Origin of the sequence: Kocuria atrinae C3-8, assembly GCF_000286355.1 — a bacterium.
GTDB classification, from domain to species: Bacteria; Actinomycetota; Actinomycetes; order Actinomycetales; family Micrococcaceae; genus Kocuria; species Kocuria atrinae_A.
This window is the reverse complement of sequence record NZ_AJXN01000070.1, coordinates 1-17,655: the sequence shown is the minus strand read 5'-3', so window position 1 is coordinate 17,655 and position 17,655 is coordinate 1. Positions and strand designations below refer to the sequence as shown.

The 17,655-nt window shown below is 62.1% G+C and carries 21 protein-coding genes and 8 pseudogenes; all 29 read right to left on the bottom strand.

Annotated elements, in window-relative coordinates; genetic code table 11:
* Positions 1 to 68: 68 nt before the first annotated feature.
* The 29 genes and pseudogenes from YO9_RS0108445 to rpsJ all read right to left on the bottom strand — a co-directional run bounded on the left by YO9_RS0108445 (position 69) and on the right by rpsJ (position 17,235).
* Positions 69 to 1,088 (bottom strand): DNA-directed RNA polymerase subunit alpha, encoded by a 1,020-nt coding sequence (locus tag YO9_RS0108445; RefSeq protein WP_016997076.1) that lies wholly within the window; start codon positions 1,086 to 1,088, stop codon positions 69 to 71.
* Between the two features lie 144 nt (positions 1,089 to 1,232).
* Positions 1,233 to 1,636, bottom strand: a pseudogene (gene rpsK / locus YO9_RS0108440) (30S ribosomal protein S11).
* Between the two features lie 59 nt (positions 1,637 to 1,695).
* Positions 1,696 to 2,063, bottom strand: a pseudogene (rpsM, locus tag YO9_RS0108435) (30S ribosomal protein S13).
* A 161-nt stretch (positions 2,064 to 2,224) separates the two neighbouring features.
* Entirely contained in the window at positions 2,225 to 2,338 is a 114-nt protein-coding gene (gene rpmJ / locus YO9_RS0108430) for a 50S ribosomal protein L36 (protein ID WP_016997073.1), read from the bottom strand.
* A gap of 90 nt (positions 2,339 to 2,428) precedes the next feature.
* A complete protein-coding gene (gene infA / locus YO9_RS0108425) occupies positions 2,429 to 2,650 on the bottom strand; it encodes a translation initiation factor IF-1 (RefSeq protein WP_016997072.1) in 222 nt (73 codons plus the stop codon).
* A gap of 263 nt (positions 2,651 to 2,913) precedes the next feature.
* Positions 2,914 to 4,057, bottom strand: a pseudogene (gene rlmN / locus YO9_RS0108420) (dual-specificity RNA methyltransferase RlmN).
* 37 nt (positions 4,058 to 4,094) lie between these two features.
* A pseudogene (gene map / locus YO9_RS0108415) lies at positions 4,095 to 4,876 on the bottom strand (type I methionyl aminopeptidase).
* A gap of 166 nt (positions 4,877 to 5,042) precedes the next feature.
* Positions 5,043 to 5,609, bottom strand: coding sequence for an adenylate kinase (locus YO9_RS0108410; RefSeq protein ID WP_016997068.1), 567 nt, complete (start codon positions 5,607 to 5,609; stop codon positions 5,043 to 5,045).
* A 99-nt stretch (positions 5,610 to 5,708) separates the two neighbouring features.
* The gene (gene secY, locus YO9_RS0108405; RefSeq protein WP_016997067.1) at positions 5,709 to 7,022 is read right to left on the bottom strand and encodes a preprotein translocase subunit SecY; all 1,314 of its coding nucleotides are present in this window, start codon (positions 7,020 to 7,022) and stop codon (positions 5,709 to 5,711) included.
* Positions 7,023 to 7,216: 194 nt separating this feature from the next.
* Positions 7,217 to 7,686: pseudogene (gene rplO, locus YO9_RS0108400) on the bottom strand (50S ribosomal protein L15).
* 2 nt (positions 7,687 to 7,688) lie between these two features.
* Positions 7,689 to 7,898 (bottom strand): 50S ribosomal protein L30, encoded by a 210-nt coding sequence (gene rpmD, locus YO9_RS0108395; RefSeq protein ID WP_016997066.1) that lies wholly within the window; start codon positions 7,896 to 7,898, stop codon positions 7,689 to 7,691.
* Positions 7,898 to 8,623 (bottom strand): 30S ribosomal protein S5, encoded by a 726-nt coding sequence (gene rpsE / locus YO9_RS0108390; protein ID WP_016997065.1) that lies wholly within the window; start codon positions 8,621 to 8,623, stop codon positions 7,898 to 7,900. Before rpsE ends, rpmD begins: the two co-directional genes overlap by 1 nt.
* Positions 8,620 to 8,991 (bottom strand): 50S ribosomal protein L18, encoded by a 372-nt coding sequence (gene rplR, locus YO9_RS0108385; RefSeq protein WP_016997064.1) that lies wholly within the window; start codon positions 8,989 to 8,991, stop codon positions 8,620 to 8,622. Before rplR ends, rpsE begins: the two co-directional genes overlap by 4 nt.
* 2 nt (positions 8,992 to 8,993) lie before the next feature.
* Complete coding sequence (rplF, locus tag YO9_RS0108380; protein ID WP_016997063.1) at positions 8,994 to 9,530, bottom strand: 50S ribosomal protein L6; 537 nt, start codon at positions 9,528 to 9,530, stop codon at positions 8,994 to 8,996.
* Between the two features lie 32 nt (positions 9,531 to 9,562).
* Entirely contained in the window at positions 9,563 to 9,961 is a 399-nt protein-coding gene (gene rpsH / locus YO9_RS0108375) for a 30S ribosomal protein S8 (protein WP_016997062.1), read from the bottom strand.
* 75 nt (positions 9,962 to 10,036) lie between these two features.
* Positions 10,037 to 10,606 carry a 50S ribosomal protein L5 gene (gene rplE, locus YO9_RS0108370; RefSeq protein ID WP_016997060.1) on the bottom strand — a complete coding sequence of 190 codons (570 nt, stop codon included), beginning with the start codon at positions 10,604 to 10,606 and terminating at the stop codon, positions 10,037 to 10,039.
* Positions 10,606 to 10,947, bottom strand: a pseudogene (rplX, locus tag YO9_RS0108365) (50S ribosomal protein L24). Before rplX ends, rplE begins: the two are co-directional and overlap by 1 nt.
* A 1-nt stretch (position 10,948) precedes the next feature.
* Positions 10,949 to 11,317, bottom strand: coding sequence for a 50S ribosomal protein L14 (gene rplN / locus YO9_RS0108360; protein ID WP_016997059.1), 369 nt, complete (start codon positions 11,315 to 11,317; stop codon positions 10,949 to 10,951).
* Positions 11,318 to 11,887: 570 nt separating this feature from the next.
* Positions 11,888 to 12,172, bottom strand: coding sequence for a 30S ribosomal protein S17 (rpsQ, locus tag YO9_RS0108355; RefSeq protein ID WP_016997057.1), 285 nt, complete (start codon positions 12,170 to 12,172; stop codon positions 11,888 to 11,890).
* Positions 12,169 to 12,474 (bottom strand): 50S ribosomal protein L29, encoded by a 306-nt coding sequence (rpmC, locus tag YO9_RS0108350; protein WP_016997056.1) that lies wholly within the window; start codon positions 12,472 to 12,474, stop codon positions 12,169 to 12,171. The genes rpsQ and rpmC overlap by 4 nt, the downstream gene beginning before the upstream one ends.
* A gap of 3 nt (positions 12,475 to 12,477) precedes the next feature.
* Positions 12,478 to 12,894, bottom strand: coding sequence for a 50S ribosomal protein L16 (rplP, locus tag YO9_RS0108345; RefSeq protein ID WP_016997053.1), 417 nt, complete (start codon positions 12,892 to 12,894; stop codon positions 12,478 to 12,480).
* Positions 12,894 to 13,736 (bottom strand): 30S ribosomal protein S3, encoded by an 843-nt coding sequence (gene rpsC, locus YO9_RS0108340; protein ID WP_016997051.1) that lies wholly within the window; start codon positions 13,734 to 13,736, stop codon positions 12,894 to 12,896. The genes rplP and rpsC overlap by 1 nt, the downstream gene beginning before the upstream one ends.
* Complete coding sequence (rplV, locus tag YO9_RS0108335; RefSeq protein WP_016997049.1) at positions 13,737 to 14,102, bottom strand: 50S ribosomal protein L22; 366 nt, start codon at positions 14,100 to 14,102, stop codon at positions 13,737 to 13,739.
* A gap of 50 nt (positions 14,103 to 14,152) precedes the next feature.
* Positions 14,153 to 14,434: a 30S ribosomal protein S19 gene (rpsS, locus tag YO9_RS0108330; protein ID WP_016997047.1), complete on the bottom strand. Its 282-nt coding sequence runs from the start codon at positions 14,432 to 14,434 to the stop codon at positions 14,153 to 14,155.
* Positions 14,435 to 14,446: 12 nt separating this feature from the next.
* Positions 14,447 to 15,286 carry a 50S ribosomal protein L2 gene (rplB, locus tag YO9_RS0108325; protein ID WP_016997046.1) on the bottom strand — a complete coding sequence of 280 codons (840 nt, stop codon included), beginning with the start codon at positions 15,284 to 15,286 and terminating at the stop codon, positions 14,447 to 14,449.
* Positions 15,287 to 15,317: 31 nt separating this feature from the next.
* Positions 15,318 to 15,623 (bottom strand): 50S ribosomal protein L23, encoded by a 306-nt coding sequence (gene rplW / locus YO9_RS0108320; RefSeq protein WP_016997045.1) that lies wholly within the window; start codon positions 15,621 to 15,623, stop codon positions 15,318 to 15,320.
* Positions 15,620 to 16,248, bottom strand: a pseudogene (gene rplD, locus YO9_RS0108315) (50S ribosomal protein L4). Before rplD ends, rplW begins: the two are co-directional and overlap by 4 nt.
* A gap of 6 nt (positions 16,249 to 16,254) precedes the next feature.
* Positions 16,255 to 16,910 (bottom strand): annotated as a pseudogene (gene rplC, locus YO9_RS0108310) (50S ribosomal protein L3).
* A 16-nt stretch (positions 16,911 to 16,926) separates the two neighbouring features.
* Positions 16,927 to 17,235, bottom strand: coding sequence for a 30S ribosomal protein S10 (rpsJ, locus tag YO9_RS0108305; protein ID WP_003803825.1), 309 nt, complete (start codon positions 17,233 to 17,235; stop codon positions 16,927 to 16,929).
* Positions 17,236 to 17,655 lie beyond the last annotated feature (420 nt).

Sequence of the window (17,655 nt, the reverse complement as noted above, 5' to 3'; positions counted from 1 at the left end):
TCTCCTGGTGGTCGGTCTCTCGCGTGGCTAGCAGGCTGCCTCGTGAGAAACGGGAAAGTTGTAAGACTTCAGTCGAGGTCGACGTCGAACGGGTTGTTGTTCTCGTCCTCGTCCTCCAACGAAGCTGCGTGCGCGGCGAGGTCGTAACCTGGCGGGGAGTCCTTGAGTGCCAGACCGAGCTCCTGGAGCTTGGCCTTGACCTCGTCAATGGACTTGGCGCCGAAGTTACGGATGTCCATCAGGTCTGCCTCGGAGCGTGCAACCAGTTCACCCACGCTGTGGATGCCCTCACGCTTCAAGCAGTTGTAGGAACGAACCGTCAGTTCGAGATCCTCGATGGGCAGAGCCATGTCAGCGGCGGCGGCAGCATCCGTGGGAGACGGACCGATCTCGATACCCTCAGCCGTGGTGTTGAGCTCGCGAGCCAGACCGAACAGCTCCACCAGAGTGGTACCGGCGGAAGCAACTGCATCACGCGGGGTGATGGCTTCCTTGGTCTCCACGTCCAGGATGAGCTTGTCGAAGTCGGTTCGCTGCTCCACACGGGTGGCTTCCACGCGGAAAGTCACCTTGAGCACCGGGGAGTAGATGGAGTCGACCGGAACGCGACCGATCTCGGCGTCAACGGACTTGTTCTGCGAAGCAGAAACGTAGCCGCGACCGCGCTCGATCGTCAGTTCGATCTCCAGCTGGCCCTTGGAGTTCAGGGTGGCAATGTGCAGTTCCGGGTTGTGGACCTCGACACCGGCCGGAGCCGAGATGTCAGCGGCGGTCACTTCGCCGGGTCCCTGCTTGCGCAGCCACGCGGTCACGGGCTCGTCCTCTTCGGACGAGAGCGAGAGCTTCTTGATGTTCAAGATCAGCTCGGTGACGTCTTCCTTGACACCATCTACGGTGGAGAACTCGTGCAGCACACCGTCAATGCGGATGCTGGTCACGGCTGCACCGGGAATGGAGGACAGAAGAGTGCGACGCAGGGAGTTGCCGAGGGTGTAGCCGAAACCGGGCTCGAGCGGTTCGATCACGAACCGGGAGCGGTTATCAGCCACTACCTCTTCGGTGAGGGTGGGGCGCTGTGCGATGAGCACTGATGTTTCCTTTCAGCGTGCCTCCGCCATATGACGCACGCAGGTGGTGGAAAACAAGGGGTGGGGTGCGCGGAGATCAGGCGAGATCACCGCGTCGATGCGCGGGCACCGAACCCTGAGGGTTCGGTGCTCACGCTGCACGCATCAAACGCGACGGCGCTTGGGGGGACGGCAACCATTGTGAGCGGACGGGGTGACGTCCTGAATGGAACCGACCTCGAGCCCGGTGGCCTGCAGTGCGCGGATAGCGGTTTCGCGTCCGGAACCCGGTCCCTTGACGAACACGTCAACCTTGCGCATGCCGTGCTCCTGGCGCCCTTGGCTGCGGCCTCGGCGGCCTGCTGAGCGGCGAACGGGGTGGACTTACGGGATCCCTTGAAGCCCATGCCGCCGGCGGAAGCCCACGACAGAACGGCACCGGAGGGATCGGTGATGGAAACGATGGTGTTGTTGAACGTGGACTTGATGTGGGCCTGGCCCTGAGTCACGTTCTTATTAACCTTGCGACGCGGCTTGCGAGCAGCCGTCGCGCGAGTTTTCTGAGCCATGAATTCTCCTACAAAGATCTTCGACGTTGATCAGCCGCCGGCTTGGGCGGCGACCACGATTACTTCTTCTTGCCGGCGACCGTGCGCTTGGGACCCTTGCGGTACGTGCGTTGGTCTTGGTGCGCTGGCCGTGGACCGGAAGGCCACGACGGTGACGCACACCCTGGTAGCTGCCGATTTCGACCTTGCGGCGGATGTCGGCGGCAACCTCGCGGCGCAAATCGCCTTCGACCTTGTAGTTGCCTTCGATGTAGTCGCGCAGCTCGACGAGCTGAGCGTCGGTGAGATCCTTCACGCGCACGTCACCCGAGATGCCGGTGGCCTCAAGGGTTGCGAGTGCACGGGTACGACCCACGCCGTAGATGTAAGTCAGCGCAATTTCCAGCCGCTTTTCGCGGGGGAGGTCTACGCCTGCGAGACGAGCCATATTGGCGGTTCTCCTTGTAATGTCCGGAGGTCTTGAACACTGCGTCCCGAACAACGTATTTCGTTCGGTCTCCGGCCTCCGTGCCGGGGGTTGCCGCACCGTGCGGTGCTGGCTGCAGTGTCCGTTCTGTCAATCCACTTGCGTGGGGCGGGAGCGCTCCGTCAGCCCTGGCGCTGCTTGTGCCTGGGGTTCGAGCAGATCACCATGACTCGGCCGTTACGGCGAATCACCTTGCAGTTGTCGCAGATCTGCTTGACGCTCGGTTGGACCTTCATCGCATTCCTTCGCGTACTAGTGGTGGTGAATAACGCAGCAAACACCCCGCAGATCACTACGATCCGCGCGGTGCGTGGTGCCGCGAATTTCTACTTGTAGCGGTAGACGATCCGGCCTCGGGTTAGGTCATACGGGCTCAGCTCCACCACGACCCGGTCCTCAGGAAGGATTCGGATGTAGTGTTGGCGCATTTTCCCAGAGATGTGGGCGAGCACCTTGTGACCGTTGTTCAGCTCAACACGGAACGACGCGTTGGGCAGAGCCTCGACCACAGTGCCTTCGATCTCGATGACTCCGTCTTTCTTGGCCATATCCTCCGCTAACTTTTCGAGGGGTCCGGTTATCTATCCGGACGGTTTACAGGACTCTCTCCACTGACTGACCGCGGTCGCAACTCTCCCCTTCAGCGCAAGCTTGGGTGGATTCGTGGACGGGCAGGGCTCAGCGGAGCGAGCACAGACAACCAACGCAATACTTTACGCGGTTGAGACTTGATATGCAATCCGGTAACGGGTAGTGAGCTACCCGCCACCTTCACGTCGGATCGACACGGACGACGACGCCGCTCCCGGGCCTAGACGTCCGCGGCCAGCTGGCCGCACGCGCCGTCGATATCGGAACCGCGCGTATCGCGCACCGTGGTCGGGATACCGTGGGCGCGCAGGCGCTCCACGAAGTTCTGCTCGACACCCGGGCGCGAGGCGGTCCACTTGGACCCCGGGGTGGGGTTCAACGGGATGGGGTTCACGTGCACCCAGCCGGCGCCGCGCTTGTTGAGCTTCTCCCCCAGTAAATCCGCGCGCCAGCCTTGATCGTTCATGTCGCGGATCAGGGCGTACTCGATCGATACGCGGCGGCCGGTGGCGTCGTAGTACTCGCGTGCGGCATCCAGCGCCTCGTCCACCTTCCACCGATTGTTGACCGGGATGAGCTCGTCGCGCAGCTCATCGTCCGGGGCGTGCAGGGACAGCGCCAGGGTGATGGGCAGCTTCTCCTGCGTGAACTTCCGCATACCGGGGACCAGGCCCACCGTGGACATGGTCAGCCCTCGTGCGGACAGTCCCAGGCCTTCCGGGGAGGGATCGATCAGGCGGTGCACTGCACCCATGGTGGCCTTGTAATTGGCCAAGGCCTCCCCCATTCCCATGAACACGATGTTGGAAACCCGCAGCGGAGCTTCTTCCGCCGGGCCACCACACCGTCCCGCAGGGCGCGGATGCCTGGACGACCTGATCGACGATCTCTGCAGCAGAGAGGTTCCGGGTCAGACCGGCCTGGCCTGTGGCGCAGAACGGGCAGTTCATGCCGCAACCGGCCTGGGACGAAATGCACATGGTCACGCGCTTGCTGTACCGCATGAGCACGGACTCGACCATGGCGCCGTCGAACAGGCGGTGGACGGACTTGACCGTCATGCCCTGGTCCGCCTTGAGGTTCTTGACCGTGGTCAACAGCGGAGGCATGGCGGCTGCCACGAGTTCCTCGCGTTGGCCGGCCGGCAGGTCGGTCATCTTCTCCGGATCCGTCTCGAATCGTTCGAAGTAGTGCTTGGACAATTGCGCCGCGCGGAAAGCCGGGTAGCCGGCATCCTGCAGCATCTTCTTACGCCCGGCCAGATCCAGGTCGGCCAGGTGCTGCGGGGGCTTACCGCGGCGGGCGGGCTTGAAGACCAACTGACCGGGTTTCGGTCGCTGGGTGATCTCTACGTCGGTGGCCATGTCAGGTCCTTTCGCTCGTGCGTACCGCGCGTGCGGTTCAGGATGCGGCTATCGGGACGGGATGTACGCCCAGGGGTTCGAGTTCGGATGCGCCGCCGTCTTCAGCGGTGAGGACCCACAGGCCCTTGGAGTGCAGGCACACGCTGTGTTCCCACTGGCTCGCGTTGGCGCCGTCCACGGTCACCACGGTCCAGTCGTCTTCCAGGATCTTGGTCTCGATCCCGCCGCGCATCAGCATGGGTTCGATGGCCAGTGCCATGCCCGGGACCAGCCGGGGTCCGCGATTGCGCACGGCGTAGTTGGGAACGTCCGGGGCCATGTGCATGGCCGTGCCGATGCCGTGCCCCACATAGTCCTCGAGGATTCCCAGCCGCTGTCCGACGACTCCGTGGACGTAGTCCTCCACGGCCTGGCCGATGTCACCCACGTGGTGCCGGTGGCCATCGCGGCGATACCCCGCCACATCGCCGCGCGGGTCACCTTGGACAACTCGACATCCGCTGGGTCGTGGTTCTCCCCCACCAGAACGGTTCGGGCCGAATCCCCGTGCCAGCCGTCCACGATGGCGCCGCCGTCGATGGAGACGATGTCCCCGTCGGCCAGTACCTGATCACCGGGGATCCCGTGAACGACCTGATCATTGACGGACACGCACACGGTGGCCGGATAGCCGTAGTAGCCCAAGAAGTTGGACTCGGCGTTATTCGCCGCCAGCACATCCCGGAAGGCCTGGTCCACATCTGCAGTGGTGGCCCCGGGAACGGCAGCGGCCACGGCGGCGTCGAGCGCGCGGGAAGTCACCACCCCGGCTCGCGACATGAGCGCAAGCTGGGCGTCGGACTTCAGTTCTACCTTGCGGCGACCAAACACGGTGCGCGCTTCCCTTCGTAGTGGTGAGTTCTTTCAACGGCTAAGCCTCGGAACGCGCTGTACGGCGCCGTTCCGAGGGCTCACACCCACGTTCTGATCTCAGCGAGATCGCATTTCAGCTGGCCAGGGCCGCCATGATGCGCTCGGTGACCTGGTCGATGTCGCCCAGGCCGTCCACCTCGGTGACGATCCCGCGCTTCTCGTACACGCCCACGACCGGTGCGGTCTGCTGATCGTAGACGTTCAGGCGGTGCCGGATGACATCTTCCGTGTCATCGGTGCGACCCTGATCCTGAGCACGACCCAGCAGACGCTTGACGAGTTCGTCGTTGTCCGCGGTGAGCAGCAGCACGACATCTAAGTGAGTGCCGTTGGCCTCGAGGATGCTGTCCAGCTCTTCGACCTGGGCCACGTTGCGCGGGTAACCGTCCAGCAGGAAGCCGTTGTTCACGTCATCCTGAGCCAGGCGGTCTCGCACCATGGAATTGGTCACGGAGTCCGGCACCAGGTTGCCCGCGTCGGTGTAACGCTGTGCTTCCTTACCGAGATCGGTCTGTTCTTTGATGTTCGCTCGGAAAATGTCCCCGGTGGAGATCGCAGGAACGTTCAACCGTTCACAGATGCGAGCCGCCTGCGTGCCCTTGCCAGCGCCTGGCGGTCCGATGATCAACATACGGGTCATGGTTTCTCCTTGCACGAACTTCTGTGGTCCCCCACCACTTTACTGGCTCCAGCACGTGAGCGGGGCGGATCGCACGGATCCGTGGGACTCGGTGGACAACTACTTGCGCAGCAATCCTTCGTAGTGGCGCTGCTGCAGCTGCGCATCGATCTGCTTCACGGTGTCCAGACCCACGCCCACCATGATCAGCAGCGACGGGCCGCCGAACGGGAAGTTCTGGTTGGCGTTGAACAGCACCAGAGCAATGAGCGGGATCATGGACACGATGCCCAGGTACAGAGCACCCGGCAGCGTGATACGGGACAGCACGTAACGCAGGTAGTTCTCCGTGGGACGCCCGGCGCGAATGCCGGGGATGAAGCCGCCGTAGCGCTTCATGTTGTTGGAAACCTCTTCCGGGTTGAACGTGATGGACACGTAGAAGTACGTGAACGCCACGATCATCAGGAAGTACGTGACCATGTAGACCGGGTGGTCGCCCGAGGTCAGGTACGTGTTGATCCAGTTGACCCAGCCCGGCACCGGAGAGCCGTCATTGGGCATCCCGAACTGCGCGATCATGGACGGCAGCATGAGCATGGACGAGGCGAAGATGATGGGAATCACGCCGGCCATGTTGACCTTGAGCGGGATGTACGTGCTGGTGCCACCAATGGTTCGTCGGCCGACCATGCGCTTGGCGTACTGCACCGGGATACGGCGCTGTGACTGTTCCACGAACACCACGCACGTGATGACCACCAGGCCCACGGCGCACACGGCCAGGAACAAGCCCCAACCACGGGTACGCAGGATGTCGCCCAGAGCGGAGGGGAAGGTTGCTGCGATCGAGGTGAAGATCAGCAGGGACATACCGTTGCCGACACCGCGGTCGGTAATGCGCTCGCCCAGCCACATGATCAGCGTGGTACCTGCGGTCATCGTGAGGATCATAATGACCAGGATCATCAGGGAATCATCCGGGATGATCGGCAAGGGGCAGTCACCCAACAGTGCGCCGGAACGGGCCAGCGAGACCACGGTGGTCGCGTTGAGCGCGGCCAGACCGATGGTGAGATAACGAGTGTACTGGGTGAGCTTGGTCTGCCCTTGGGCGCCCTCTTCGTGGAGTTCCTGGAAACGCGGAATCACCACACGCAGAAGCTGCACGATAATACTGGCGGTGATGTAGGGCATGACACCGAGCGCAAAGATGGACAGCTGCAGTAGAGCGCCACCGCTGAACAGGTTGACCATGTCGTACACGCCGCCGGTGGTGTTACCCAGTGCCAGACACTGCTGCACGTTTCCGTAATCCACGCCAGGCGCAGGAATGAAAGTGCCCAACCGGTAGATCACGATGATCCCGAGGGTGAACAGCAGCTTGTTGCGCAGTTCCGGCGTTGTGAACGCCCGTGCGAAAGCACTGAGCACAGGTCCTCCTCCAAAAACTTCAGTGTTGGCCCGGCCGGTCCCGACCCCGGGCAAGTCTAGCGAAGGATGTTGCGTGCGCACGCGAGAGGTGAGCACCAACACCCTGATAAAAAGCAGCGGGCCGTGCCGACAATACGGCACGGGGCCCGCTTCAGTTCAGGGTTACACCCTACAACCGATTACTGCGTACAGTCTCACGCGGTCTGCGTGGAACCGCCGGCAGCTGCGATCTTCTCAGCCGCGGAGGCAGAGAACTTGTCCGCGGTGATGTTCAGTGCAACGGAGATCTCTCCGGTGCCCAGAACCTTGACCGGCTGGTTCTTACGCACTGCACCCTTGGCAACGAGATCGGAGATACCGATCGTACCGCCCTCGGGGAACAGCTCGCCCAGACGATCCAGGTTCACAACCTGGTACTCCACGCGGAACGGGTTCTTGAATCCACGCAGCTTGGGCAGACGCATGTGCAACGGCAGCTGACCGCCGGCGAAACCGGCCTTCACCTGGTAACGCGCCTTGGTGCCTTGGTACCACGACCGGCAGTCTTACCCTTCGAAGCCTCACCACGACCCACACGGGTCTTGGACTGGTGAGATCCGGGGGCCGGACGCAGGTGGTGAACCTTCAGAGCGTGCTGCTTCTTGCTCCCAGTGTTTTCAGCCATGGTCACTCGGCCTCCTCAACCTCTACGAGATGCGACACCGTGTTGATCATGCCCGCGGTCGCCGCATCGGCCTTGCGCTCCACCACGTTGCCCGGCTTCTTCAAGCCGAGGGAACGCAGGGTGTCGCGCATGTTCTGCTTCTGACCGACCACGGAGCGGACCTGCTTGATACGCAGATTGGCACCGTCGGCCTGAATGCGCTTTCCGTTCATCAGGCACCTGCCTTCTGGATATCGCGCAGCAGCGGGGCCGGAACAACCTCGTCCATGGGCAGGCCACGACGGGCAGCCACGGAAGCGGGCTCTTCGAGCATACGCAGGGCCTCGATGGTTGCGTGCACGATGTTGATCTGGTTGGACGAACCCAAGGACTTGGACAACACGTCGTGGATGCCCGCGCACTCGAGTACGGCACGCACCGGACCACCGGCGATAACACCGGTACCCGGGGTGGCCGGACGCAACATCACGACACCGGCAGCGGCTTCGCCCTGCACACGGTGCGGAATGGTGCGATCTTCCACGCGAGGAACCCGGAAGAAGTTCTTCTTGGCTTCCTCGACGCCCTTGGAGATGGCGGCGGGAACTTCCTTGGCCTTGCCGTAGCCCACGCCAACCATGCCGTTGCCATCGCCAACCACCACGAGGGCGGTGAAGCTGAAGCGGCGGCCACCCTTGACCACCTTGGAGACACGGTTGATGGTCACGACGCGCTCGAGGAACTTGTCTTTCTCTTCCTCGCGACCGCCACGGCCACCACGGCCGCCGCGCTCGTTACGACCGCCGCGTTCGCCACGGCCACCGCGCTCGTTGCGGTTACCGCGACCGCCGCGGCCACCGCGGTTGTCTTCGGTTCCCTGCTGAGCCTCGGTAGCTTCGTTGGAAGCGTTGGTGGCTTCGCTCACCTTGGTTTCCTTCTCATTGTTCTGCTCGCTCACAGCGCCAGACCTCCTTCACGGGCACCATCGGCCACCGCGGCCACACGGCCGTGGTACTTGTTACCGCCGCGGTCGAACACAACGGTTTCGACACCGGCAGCCTTGGCGCGCTCGGCGACGAGTTCGCCCACGCGCTTGGCCTTGGCGGTTTTGTCCTCCGAGGCGGCCCGCAGGTCAGCTTCCATGGTGGAAGCGGACGCCAGGGTTACACCCTTGTCGTCGTCGATCACCTGAGCGACCATGTGACGCGCGGAACGGGTCACTACGAGACGGGGACGCAGAGCGGTACCGGAAACGTACTTGCGTACGCGGCGGTGACGACGTGCGCGCTGAGCGGACTTCGACTTGCCCTTGATTACGAGAGCCATGATTACTTACCAGCCTTTCCGGCCTTGCGGCGGATCTGCTCGCCGGCGTAACGCACGCCCTTGCCCTTGTAGGGGTCGGGCAGACGCAACTTGCGGATCTTTGCGGCAACCTGGCCAACCTGCTGCTTGTCGATACCGGCGACGGTGACCTTGTTCGAACCTTCCACGGACAGCGTGATGCCGTCCGGAGCCTCGAACGGAACAGGGTGGCTGTAGCCCAGAGCGAACTCCAGGTTGGCGCCCTTGGCCTGCACACGGTAACCGGTTCCGACGATTTCCAGCTGCTTGCTGTAACCCTCGGAGACACCCTGAACCATGTTGGCGATCAGGGTACGAGTCAAACCGTGCAGAGCGCGTGACTCGCGCTCGTCGTTGGGGCGGGCAACCTGAATGGTGCCGTCTTCAACAACCACGGTAATGGGAGCGGCCACGGTTTGAGTCAATTCGCCCTTGGGGCCCTTGACCTTCACCACGGAACCGTCCACAGCGACCTCCACACCGGCGGGCACAGAGATCGGGAGACGTCCAATACGTGACATGTTCTCTTCCTTTCTTTGTTCTGTGCTGCCGATTACCAGACGTACGCGAGGACTTCCCCGCCCACGCCCTTCTTGCCGGCTTGCTTGTCAGTCAGCAGACCCGAAGAGGTGGAGAGGATCGCGATGCCCATGCCGCCGAGAACCTTCGGCAGGTTGGTGGACTTCGCGTAAACGCGCAAACCCGGCTTGGAGATACGGCGAACGCCTGCAATGGAGCGCTCACGGTTGGGGCCGAACTTCAGGGACAGGATGAGGGTCTTACCGACCTTGGCCGGCTCCTCGCTCCAGTCCGCAATGTAACCTTCGGCCTTGAGAATGTCCGCAACCCGAGCCTTCAGCTTGGAGTACGGCATGCTCACGGTGTCGTGGTATGCGGAGTTCGCATTACGCAGACGCGTCAGCATGTCTGCGACAGGATCTGTCATTGTCATGTTTGGGCACATGCCCTTCCTCGTCACGGTTTCCCGACCGGTTACAGCCAGTCGGGACCTCTGACGTCGCGGGAATTAGTTGGTCTTGAACGGGAAGCCGAGCGCCTTGAGCAGCGCGCGACCTTCGTCGTCGTTCTTTGCGGTGGTCACCACAGTGATGTCCATACCGCGCACACGATCGATCTTGTCCTGGTCGATTTCGTGGAACATGGACTGTTCCGTCAAACCGAAGGTGTAGTTGCCGTTGCCGTCGAAGTGACGGTCGGACAATCCACGGAAGTCACGGATACGCGGGAGGGCCAGGGTGACCAGACGGTCCAGGAATTCCCACATGCGATCGCCACGCATGGTGACGTGAGCGCCGATGGGCATACCTTCGCGCAGCTTGAACTGTGCGATGGACTTCTTGGCACGGTTGACCACGGGCTTCTGGCCGGTGATGGCGGTCAGGTCCTTGATGGCGGAATCCACCAGCTTGGAGTCCTTGGCTGCCTCGCCCAGACCCATGTTCACGACAACCTTGGTGATGCGGGGCAGTTCCATGACGTTCGTGTAACCGAACTCTTCCTGGAGTGCCGGTGCAACAGTTTCCTGGTACTTGGTCTTGAACCGCGGGGTCATCTTGGTTTCGGTCGTTTCGCTCATCACAGATCCTTGCCGGTGCTCTTGGACACGCGAACGCGAACGGTCTTCTGCTTGCCGTCACGCTCCACGGTCTCGGTGCGGTAGCCCACGCGGGTCGCTTGCCGGTCTCCGGGTCCACGAGCATCACGTTCGAGATGTGAATGGGAGCCTCGGTCTTGACGATGCCGCCGGCTTCGCTGGGCGCTGGCACGCTTGTGCTTGGTCACCACGTTGACGCCCTCGACAACCACGCGGGAAGTCTCGGTGATCACACGCAGAACCTTGCCCTGCTTGCCCTTGTTCTGCTTGTTGCCGGAAATGACCTGAACCAGGTCTCCGGTCTTGATCTTGAATTTCGCCATGTCAGAGCACCTCCGGAGCCAGCGAGATGATCTTCATGAACTTCTTGTCGCGCAGCTCGCGGCCCACGGGACCGAAGATACGCGTGCCACGGGGATCCCCGTCGGTCTTCAAGATCACTGCGGCGTTCTCGTCGAAACGAATGTAGGAACCATCGGGACGGCGCCTCTGCTTCTTGGTACGGACTACAACAGCCTTGACAACGTCGCCCTTCTTGACGTTGCCACCGGGGATTGCGTCCTTAACGGTGGCGACAATGACGTCGCCAATGCCTGCGTAACGGCGTCCGGATCCACCGAGTACACGGATGGTGAGGATTTCCTTCGCACCCGTGTTATCGGCGACCCTAAGCCGCGACTCCTGCTGAATCACTGATTTCTCCTGTCGTCGCGCCGGTTCTCATCCATAACTGGACGATGTCGAGCCTTGCGGAACGGTAGATATTCGAACGCTTCACTGAACGGTGCTCCCCGTGGCCGTAGGAGGGGCCCGAGGCGTTTTCGCGAAGCACGTACGCGCTGGGTTTGTGGCGTGAGTGATTCGAAGTGATTCAGACGAACTAATCGTCTGCTTCGCTGCCCCACTGAGGATCGGTCTGCTCAACCAGAATCCGTGAACGGGCAGCGGCACGCGGTGAACATCGCTTGGCGATGCCGCGTGGTACTTCGCGCGTAAAACCGCACGAAGACGCTGGTTCATGCCCCGATTTCCCTGCGGAAATCACGGTCCGCCGGGCGGGCCGTGGGGCATTGTGGATTCTGACTCAGCAGTGTCGAAGTCAGTGATGTGGGCACACGTGTGCCACACGCGTACTGATCCACTGTACAGCCCACGGACTGGTAGGTCCAACTGGGCGGTTCCGGCAACGCAACGGGCCCCCATCCGAAGATGAGGGCCCGTGTGTCGGCTCAGAGCCGGCATGCTTTGTCGATCTCGAAAGCCTTACTTGGCCTTCTCGATGATCTCCACGATGCGCCAGTTCTTGCTGGCGGACAGCGGACGCGTCTCGGCGATACGCACGAGGTCACCGACACCAGCGGTGTTCTCCTCGTCGTGCGCCTTGATGCGCTTGGACTTACGCATGACCTTGCCGTAGAGGGCGTGCTTCACACGATCCTCGACCTGCACGACCACGGTCTTGTCCATCTTGTCGGAGACTACGTAGCCGCGACGGGTCTTACGGTCACCGCGCTCGGCCGTGGCCTCGTTGTTAACCTGCTCGCTCACTTGGCATCATCCTCAGACTTGGCGGCCTTCTTGCTCTTCTTGGCTGCCTTCTTGTCGGTCTCTACAGCAGTCGCCTGGACCTCTTCGCGGATGCCCAGCTCGCGCTCACGCAGCACGGTGTAGATGCGGGCGATGTCACGCTTGACGGACTTCAGACGACCGTTGCTCTCGAGCTGACCGGTTGCGGACTGGAAGCGCAGGTTGAACAGCTCTTCCTTGGACTTCCGCAACTGCTCGGTCAGAGCACTGTTGTCGAGCTCCGCGAGGTTTTCCATGTTCAGATCCTTAGATCCAATGGCCATTGATCATTCACCACCTTCGCGACGCACGATACGTGCCTTCATCGGGAGCTTGTGGATTGCCAAACGAAGCGCCTCACGGGCGACCTCTTCGGACACGCCGGAGATCTCGAACATGATGCGTCCGGGCTTGACGTTGGCGACCCACCATTCGGGGGAACCCTTACCGGAACCCATACGGGTTTCGGCAGGCTTCTTGGTCAGGGGACGGTCCGGGTAAATGTTGATCCAGACCTTACCGCCACGCTTGATGTGACGGGTCATTGCGATACGCGCGGACTCGATCTGACGGTTGGTGACATATGCCGGGCTCAGTGCCTGGATGCCCCACTCGCCGAACGATACCTGGGTTCCGCCCTTAGCCTGGCCCCGACGCTTGGGGTGGTGCTGCTTGCGGAACTTAACACGACGTGGGATAAGCATTACTTACCACCCTCTGCGTTGGGCGCCTCCGCAGCGTTGTTCTGCTGCGGGGCTGCGGCGGAGTCGTTACGCTCACGGCGTCCGCCACGGTCGTTACGGTCATTGCCACCACGACGACGACGCTCGCCGCCACCGGCGCCACCGCGACGGTCGTTGCGTCCGCGCGAAGACGGAGCAGCGGCCTGCTGTGCAGCCAGTTCCTTGGAGGTCAGGTCGCCCTTGTAGATCCAGACCTTCACGCCGATACGGCCGAAGGTGGTCTTCGCCTCGAAGAAGCCGTAGTCGATGTTCGCGCGCAGGGTGTGCAGGGGCACACGGCCTTCGCGGTAGAACTCCGAGCGGGACATTTCAGCGCCACCCAGGCGGCCGGCGCACTGGATACGAATACCCTTGGCGCCCGCACGCTGTGCAGACTGAATAGCCTTCTTCATGGCGCGGCGGAATGCCACGCGAGAAGCGAGCTGCTCGGCGACACCCTGAGCAACCAACTGTGCGTCGGTCTCGGGGTTCTTGACTTCCAGGATGTTCAGCTGGATCTGCTTGCCGGTCAGCTTCTCGAGCTCACCGCGGATGCGGTCAGCTTCGGCGCCGCGGCGGCCGATCACGATGCCCGGGCGGGCGGTGTGGATGTCCACACGCACACGGTCACGGGTGCGCTCGATCTCGACCTTGGAGATACCGGCGCGCTCCATGCCCTTGGACATGAGTTCGCGGATCTTCACATCCTCGCGGATGTAGTCCTTGTAGCGCTGGCCCGGCTGGTTGGAGTCAGCGTACCAGTGCGAGATGTGGTCGGTGGTGATACCCAGACGGAATCCGTTGGGGTTGATTTTCTGTCCCACTTAGCGGACCTCCTCCTTCTCCGGGGTCGCCACGACCACGGTCACGTGGCTCGTGCGCTTGTTGATGCGGTACGCACGACCCTGGGCGCGCGGCTGGAACCGCTTCATGGTGGGGCCCTCGTCCACGTAAGCAGCGGAGACAACGAGGTCTTCCTGCTTGAACGCGAGGCCTTCACGGTCGGCCTTCTGCCGTGCGTTAGCTACGGCGGATTCGAGAACCTTGAATACCGGCTCGGAAGCTGCCTGGGGGGCAAACTTCAGAATCGCCAATGCCTCATTCGCCTGCTGGCCACGAATCAGGTTGACGACGCGCCGGGCCTTCATAGGCGTCACGCGGATGTAGCGCGCAGATGCCTTGGCTTCCATTGCTTTCCTTCTCTCGTCTTGTCGAAGAAGTGCTACGTGCTAACCAGAGGTCAGCGACGCTTGCCCTTCTTGTCGTCCTTCACATGGCCGCGGAATGTGCGGGTGGGAGCGAATTCGCCGAGCTTGTGCCCGACCATCGACTCCGTGATGAACACCGGGATGTGCTTGCGTCCGTCGTGCACGGCGATCGTGTGGCCGAGCATGTCGGGCACGATCATCGAGCGGCGGGACCACGTCTTGATGACGTTCTTGGTGCCCTTCTCGTTCTCCTTGGCGACCTTCAGGTAGAGGTGCTGATCAACGAAAGGGCCCTTCTTGAGGCTGCGTGGCATTAGTCAGGCTCCTTAGCGCTTGTTCTTGCCGGTACGACGACGACGGACGATGAGCTTGTCGCTTTCCTTGTTGGGGCGACGGGTGCGTCCCTCGGGCTTGCCGTTCGGGTTGACCGGGTGGCGACCACCGGAGGTCTTACCCTCACCACCACCGTGCGGGTGGTCAACGGGGTTCATGACGACACCGCGCACGGTCGGGCGGATGCCCTTCCAGCGGTTACGGCCGGCCTTGCCCCAGTTGATGTTGGACTGCTCGGCGTTGCCGACCTCGCCCACGGTTGCGCGGCAGCGCACGTCGACGTTGCGGATTTCACCGGAGGGCAGACGGAGCTGGCCGTACTTGCCTTCCTTGGCGACGAGCTGCACGGAGGCACCGGCTGAACGAGCCAGCTTGGCGCCGCCGCCGGGACGCAGCTCCACAGCGTGGAGCACGGTGCCCACGGGGATGTTGCGCAGCGGCAGGTTGTTACCGGGCTTGATGTCAGCGGACGGACCGGACTCGACAACATCGCCCTGCTTGAGCTTGTTGGGAGCCACGATGTAGCGCTTGGTGCCGTCAACGTAGTGCAGCAGCGCAATGCGAGCCGTACGGTTGGGGTCGTACTCGATGTGAGCGACCTTGGCATCAATGCCGTCCTTGTCGTGACGACGGAAGTCGATGACACGGTACTGACGCTTGTGTCCACCGCCCTTGTGACGGGTGGTGATGCGACCGGTGTTGTTACGACCGCCCTTCTTGGGCAGCGGACGCACCAGTGACTTCTCAGGCGTGGTACGCGTGATTTCTACGAAGTCGGCAACCGACGAGCCACGACGGCCCGGGGTTGTCGGCTTGTGCTTACGGATAGCCATAATTGATATTCCTCGTTAAAGTGGTCTCCGCTCAGGCGAGCGGACCGCCGAAGATGTCGATGGAACCTTCCCGAAGGGACACGATGGCACGCTTGGTGGCCTTACGCGTTCCCCAGCCGAAGCGAGTGCGCTTGCGCTTACCGGGACGATTGAGGGTGTTGACGGACTCGACCTTGACACCGAAGATCTTCTCCACGGCGTACTTGATCTCGGTCTTGTTCGCGGAGGGGTCCACCTGGAAGGTGTACTTACCCTCGTCGATCAGTCCGTAGGACTTCTCGGAGACGACCGGGCGAATGATCACATCGCGCGGGTCCTTGTTGTAGATCGCGCTCACTTGGCGTCCTCCTGGTTCTTACCCGTAGCGGACGCAGCAGCAACGAACGAGTCGTAAGCGGCCTTGGTGAAGATCACGTCGTCCGAGACGAGCACGTCGTACGTGTTGAGCTGGTCTGCGTACACGGCGTGCGTGTTGACCAGGTTGCGCACGGACAATGCAGTGACATCGTCACCGCGGTCCAGAACAACCAGCACGTTCTTGCGCTCGGTGATCGAACGCAGTGCATCCTTGGCGGCCTTGGTGGACGGCTCGGAAGCAGTCACCAGATCGGCAACCACGTGAATGCGGTTGTTGCGAGCCCGGTCCGAGAGGGCGCCGCGCAGGGCAGCTGCCTTCATCTTCTTGGGCGTGCGCTGCGAGTAGTCACGCGGGGTCGGACCGTGGACAACGCCACCGCCGGTCATGTGAGGAGCGCGGATGGAGCCCTGACGAGCGCGACCCGTGCCCTTCTGCTTGAACGGCTTGCGGCCTGCACCGGAAACTTCGGCGCGGGTCTTGGTCTTGTGCGTTCCCTGGCGAGCAGCGGCCAACTGAGCGACGACGACCTGGTGAAGCAGTGCACGTTGGTCTGCGCGTCGAAGATCTCAGCCGGCAGCTCGACGTTTACGGTTTCAGTTGCCATGGCTTATCAGGCTCCCTTCACTGCGGTTCGGACGAGGACGACCGATCCCTTGGGGCCCGGCAGGGCGCCTTGATGAGCAGCAGGGAGTTGTCGGCGTCAACAGCGTGAACGGTCAAGTTCATGGTGGTGTGACGGGCGTTGCCCATACGACCAGCCATCTTCATGCCCTTGAAAACACGTGCGGGGTAAGACGCGCCGCCGATGGATCCCGGCTTGCGGTGGTTCTTGTGAGCACCGTGGGAGGCGCCAACACCGGCGAAGCCGTGACGCTTCATAACACCGGCGGTGCCCTTGCCCTTGGTGGTGCCGACAACGTCGACCTTGGTACCGGCGTCGAAGATTTCGACGGACAGTTCCTGGCCGAGCTCGTAGTCAGCGGAGTCGGAAGTACGAAGTTCGACGACGTGGCGGCGCGGGGTTACTCCAGCGGCGGCGAAGTGGCCAGCCAGCGGCTTGGAAACCTTGCGGGGATCGATCGCACCGAAGCCGATCTGAACGGCGTTGTAGCCGTCCTTGTCCTCGTTGCGCAGCTGCGTCACGACGTTGGAGTCGGCCTTGACCACGGTCACCGGCACGAACTTCCCGTTCTCGTCCCAGACCTGGGTCATGCCGAGCTTGGTGCCCAGCAGGCCCTTAACCTGGCGTTCGAAAGTGGTAGTCATTGGGGTGCGATCCTTTTTACAGCTTGATTTCGATGTTCACGTCAGCCGGCAGGTCGAGACGCATGAGCGAATCGACAGCCTTGGGCGTGGGGTCGATGATGTCGATCAGCCGCTTGTGTGTGCGCATTTCAAAGTGCTCACGGCTGTCCTTGTACTTGTGCGGCGAGCGGATCACGCAGTAGACGTTCTTCTCCGTGGGCAGCGGGACGGGTCCCACTACCGTGGCGCCTGCGCGCGTCACCGTCTCAACGATTTTCCGGGCCGAGACGTCAATGACCTCGTGGTCATAGGACTTCAGCCGGATGCGGATTTTTTGTCCCGCCATGCGTCGTGACTCTCTTTCTTCAAGTACTTCCCTGTGTGGAGCGTTAGCTCCTTGTGTTTTGGCGCTTATATCGCCACTTCACACAGGCTGAATCCGGTAGAACCGGGTTCCTCACCCTGCTGAAGCACCGACACCCGAACTCGGGCGTGTCGCGAAAAACGCAAACACGAGTTCGCACAAATAATTTCTATGGTGTCGATTGGATGGCTGTTCACGTGGTTCCCATGGAGACCATTGCTCGTTGAGGCTGCTTCGGTGTACCGGTTCGCCCGACGCGGTCGGGACCTTTTTACGGGCACACGCCGACACGTGAACAACAGCGACCATTCTGCCAGAGGATTGCACGCCATTGCAAACGAGGGGTTCCACTCCCCCGGCGGCTGGGTGCGATACCCCCTGCCGACGCCGCTCGGCCGGCCG

Bases quoted from the DNA above. Each gene is read 5' to 3' on its own strand.
- rplB (WP_016997046.1), bottom strand. From the start codon at position 15,286: ATGGCTATCCGTAAGCACAAGCCGACAACCCCGGGCCGTCGTGGCTCG.
- rplE (WP_016997060.1), bottom strand. From the start codon at position 10,606: ATGAGCGAAACGACCGAAACCAAGATGACCCCGCGGTTCAAGACCAAG.
- rpsS (WP_016997047.1), bottom strand. From the start codon at position 14,434: ATGCCACGCAGCCTCAAGAAGGGCCCTTTCGTTGATCAGCACCTCTAC.
- rpsH (WP_016997062.1), bottom strand. From the start codon at position 9,961: ATGACAATGACAGATCCTGTCGCAGACATGCTGACGCGTCTGCGTAAT.
- rplP (WP_016997053.1), bottom strand. From the start codon at position 12,894: ATGCTTATCCCACGTCGTGTTAAGTTCCGCAAGCAGCACCACCCCAAG.
- rplV (WP_016997049.1), bottom strand. From the start codon at position 14,102: ATGGAAGCCAAGGCATCTGCGCGCTACATCCGCGTGACGCCTATGAAG.
- infA (WP_016997072.1), bottom strand. From the start codon at position 2,650: ATGGCCAAGAAAGACGGAGTCATCGAGATCGAAGGCACTGTGGTCGAG.
- rplR (WP_016997064.1), bottom strand. From the start codon at position 8,991: ATGGCTCTCGTAATCAAGGGCAAGTCGAAGTCCGCTCAGCGCGCACGT.
- rpmD (WP_016997066.1), bottom strand. From the start codon at position 7,898: ATGAACGGAAAGCGCATTCAGGCCGACGGTGCCAATCTGCGTATCAAG.
- rpsJ (WP_003803825.1), bottom strand. From the start codon at position 17,235: ATGGCGGGACAAAAAATCCGCATCCGGCTGAAGTCCTATGACCACGAG.
- rpmJ (WP_016997073.1), bottom strand. From the start codon at position 2,338: ATGAAGGTCCAACCGAGCGTCAAGCAGATCTGCGACAACTGCAAGGTG.
- rpmC (WP_016997056.1), bottom strand. From the start codon at position 12,474: ATGGCCATTGGATCTAAGGATCTGAACATGGAAAACCTCGCGGAGCTC.
- YO9_RS0108410 (WP_016997068.1), bottom strand. From the start codon at position 5,609: ATGACCCGTATGTTGATCATCGGACCGCCAGGCGCTGGCAAGGGCACG.
- rplF (WP_016997063.1), bottom strand. From the start codon at position 9,530: ATGTCACGTATTGGACGTCTCCCGATCTCTGTGCCCGCCGGTGTGGAG.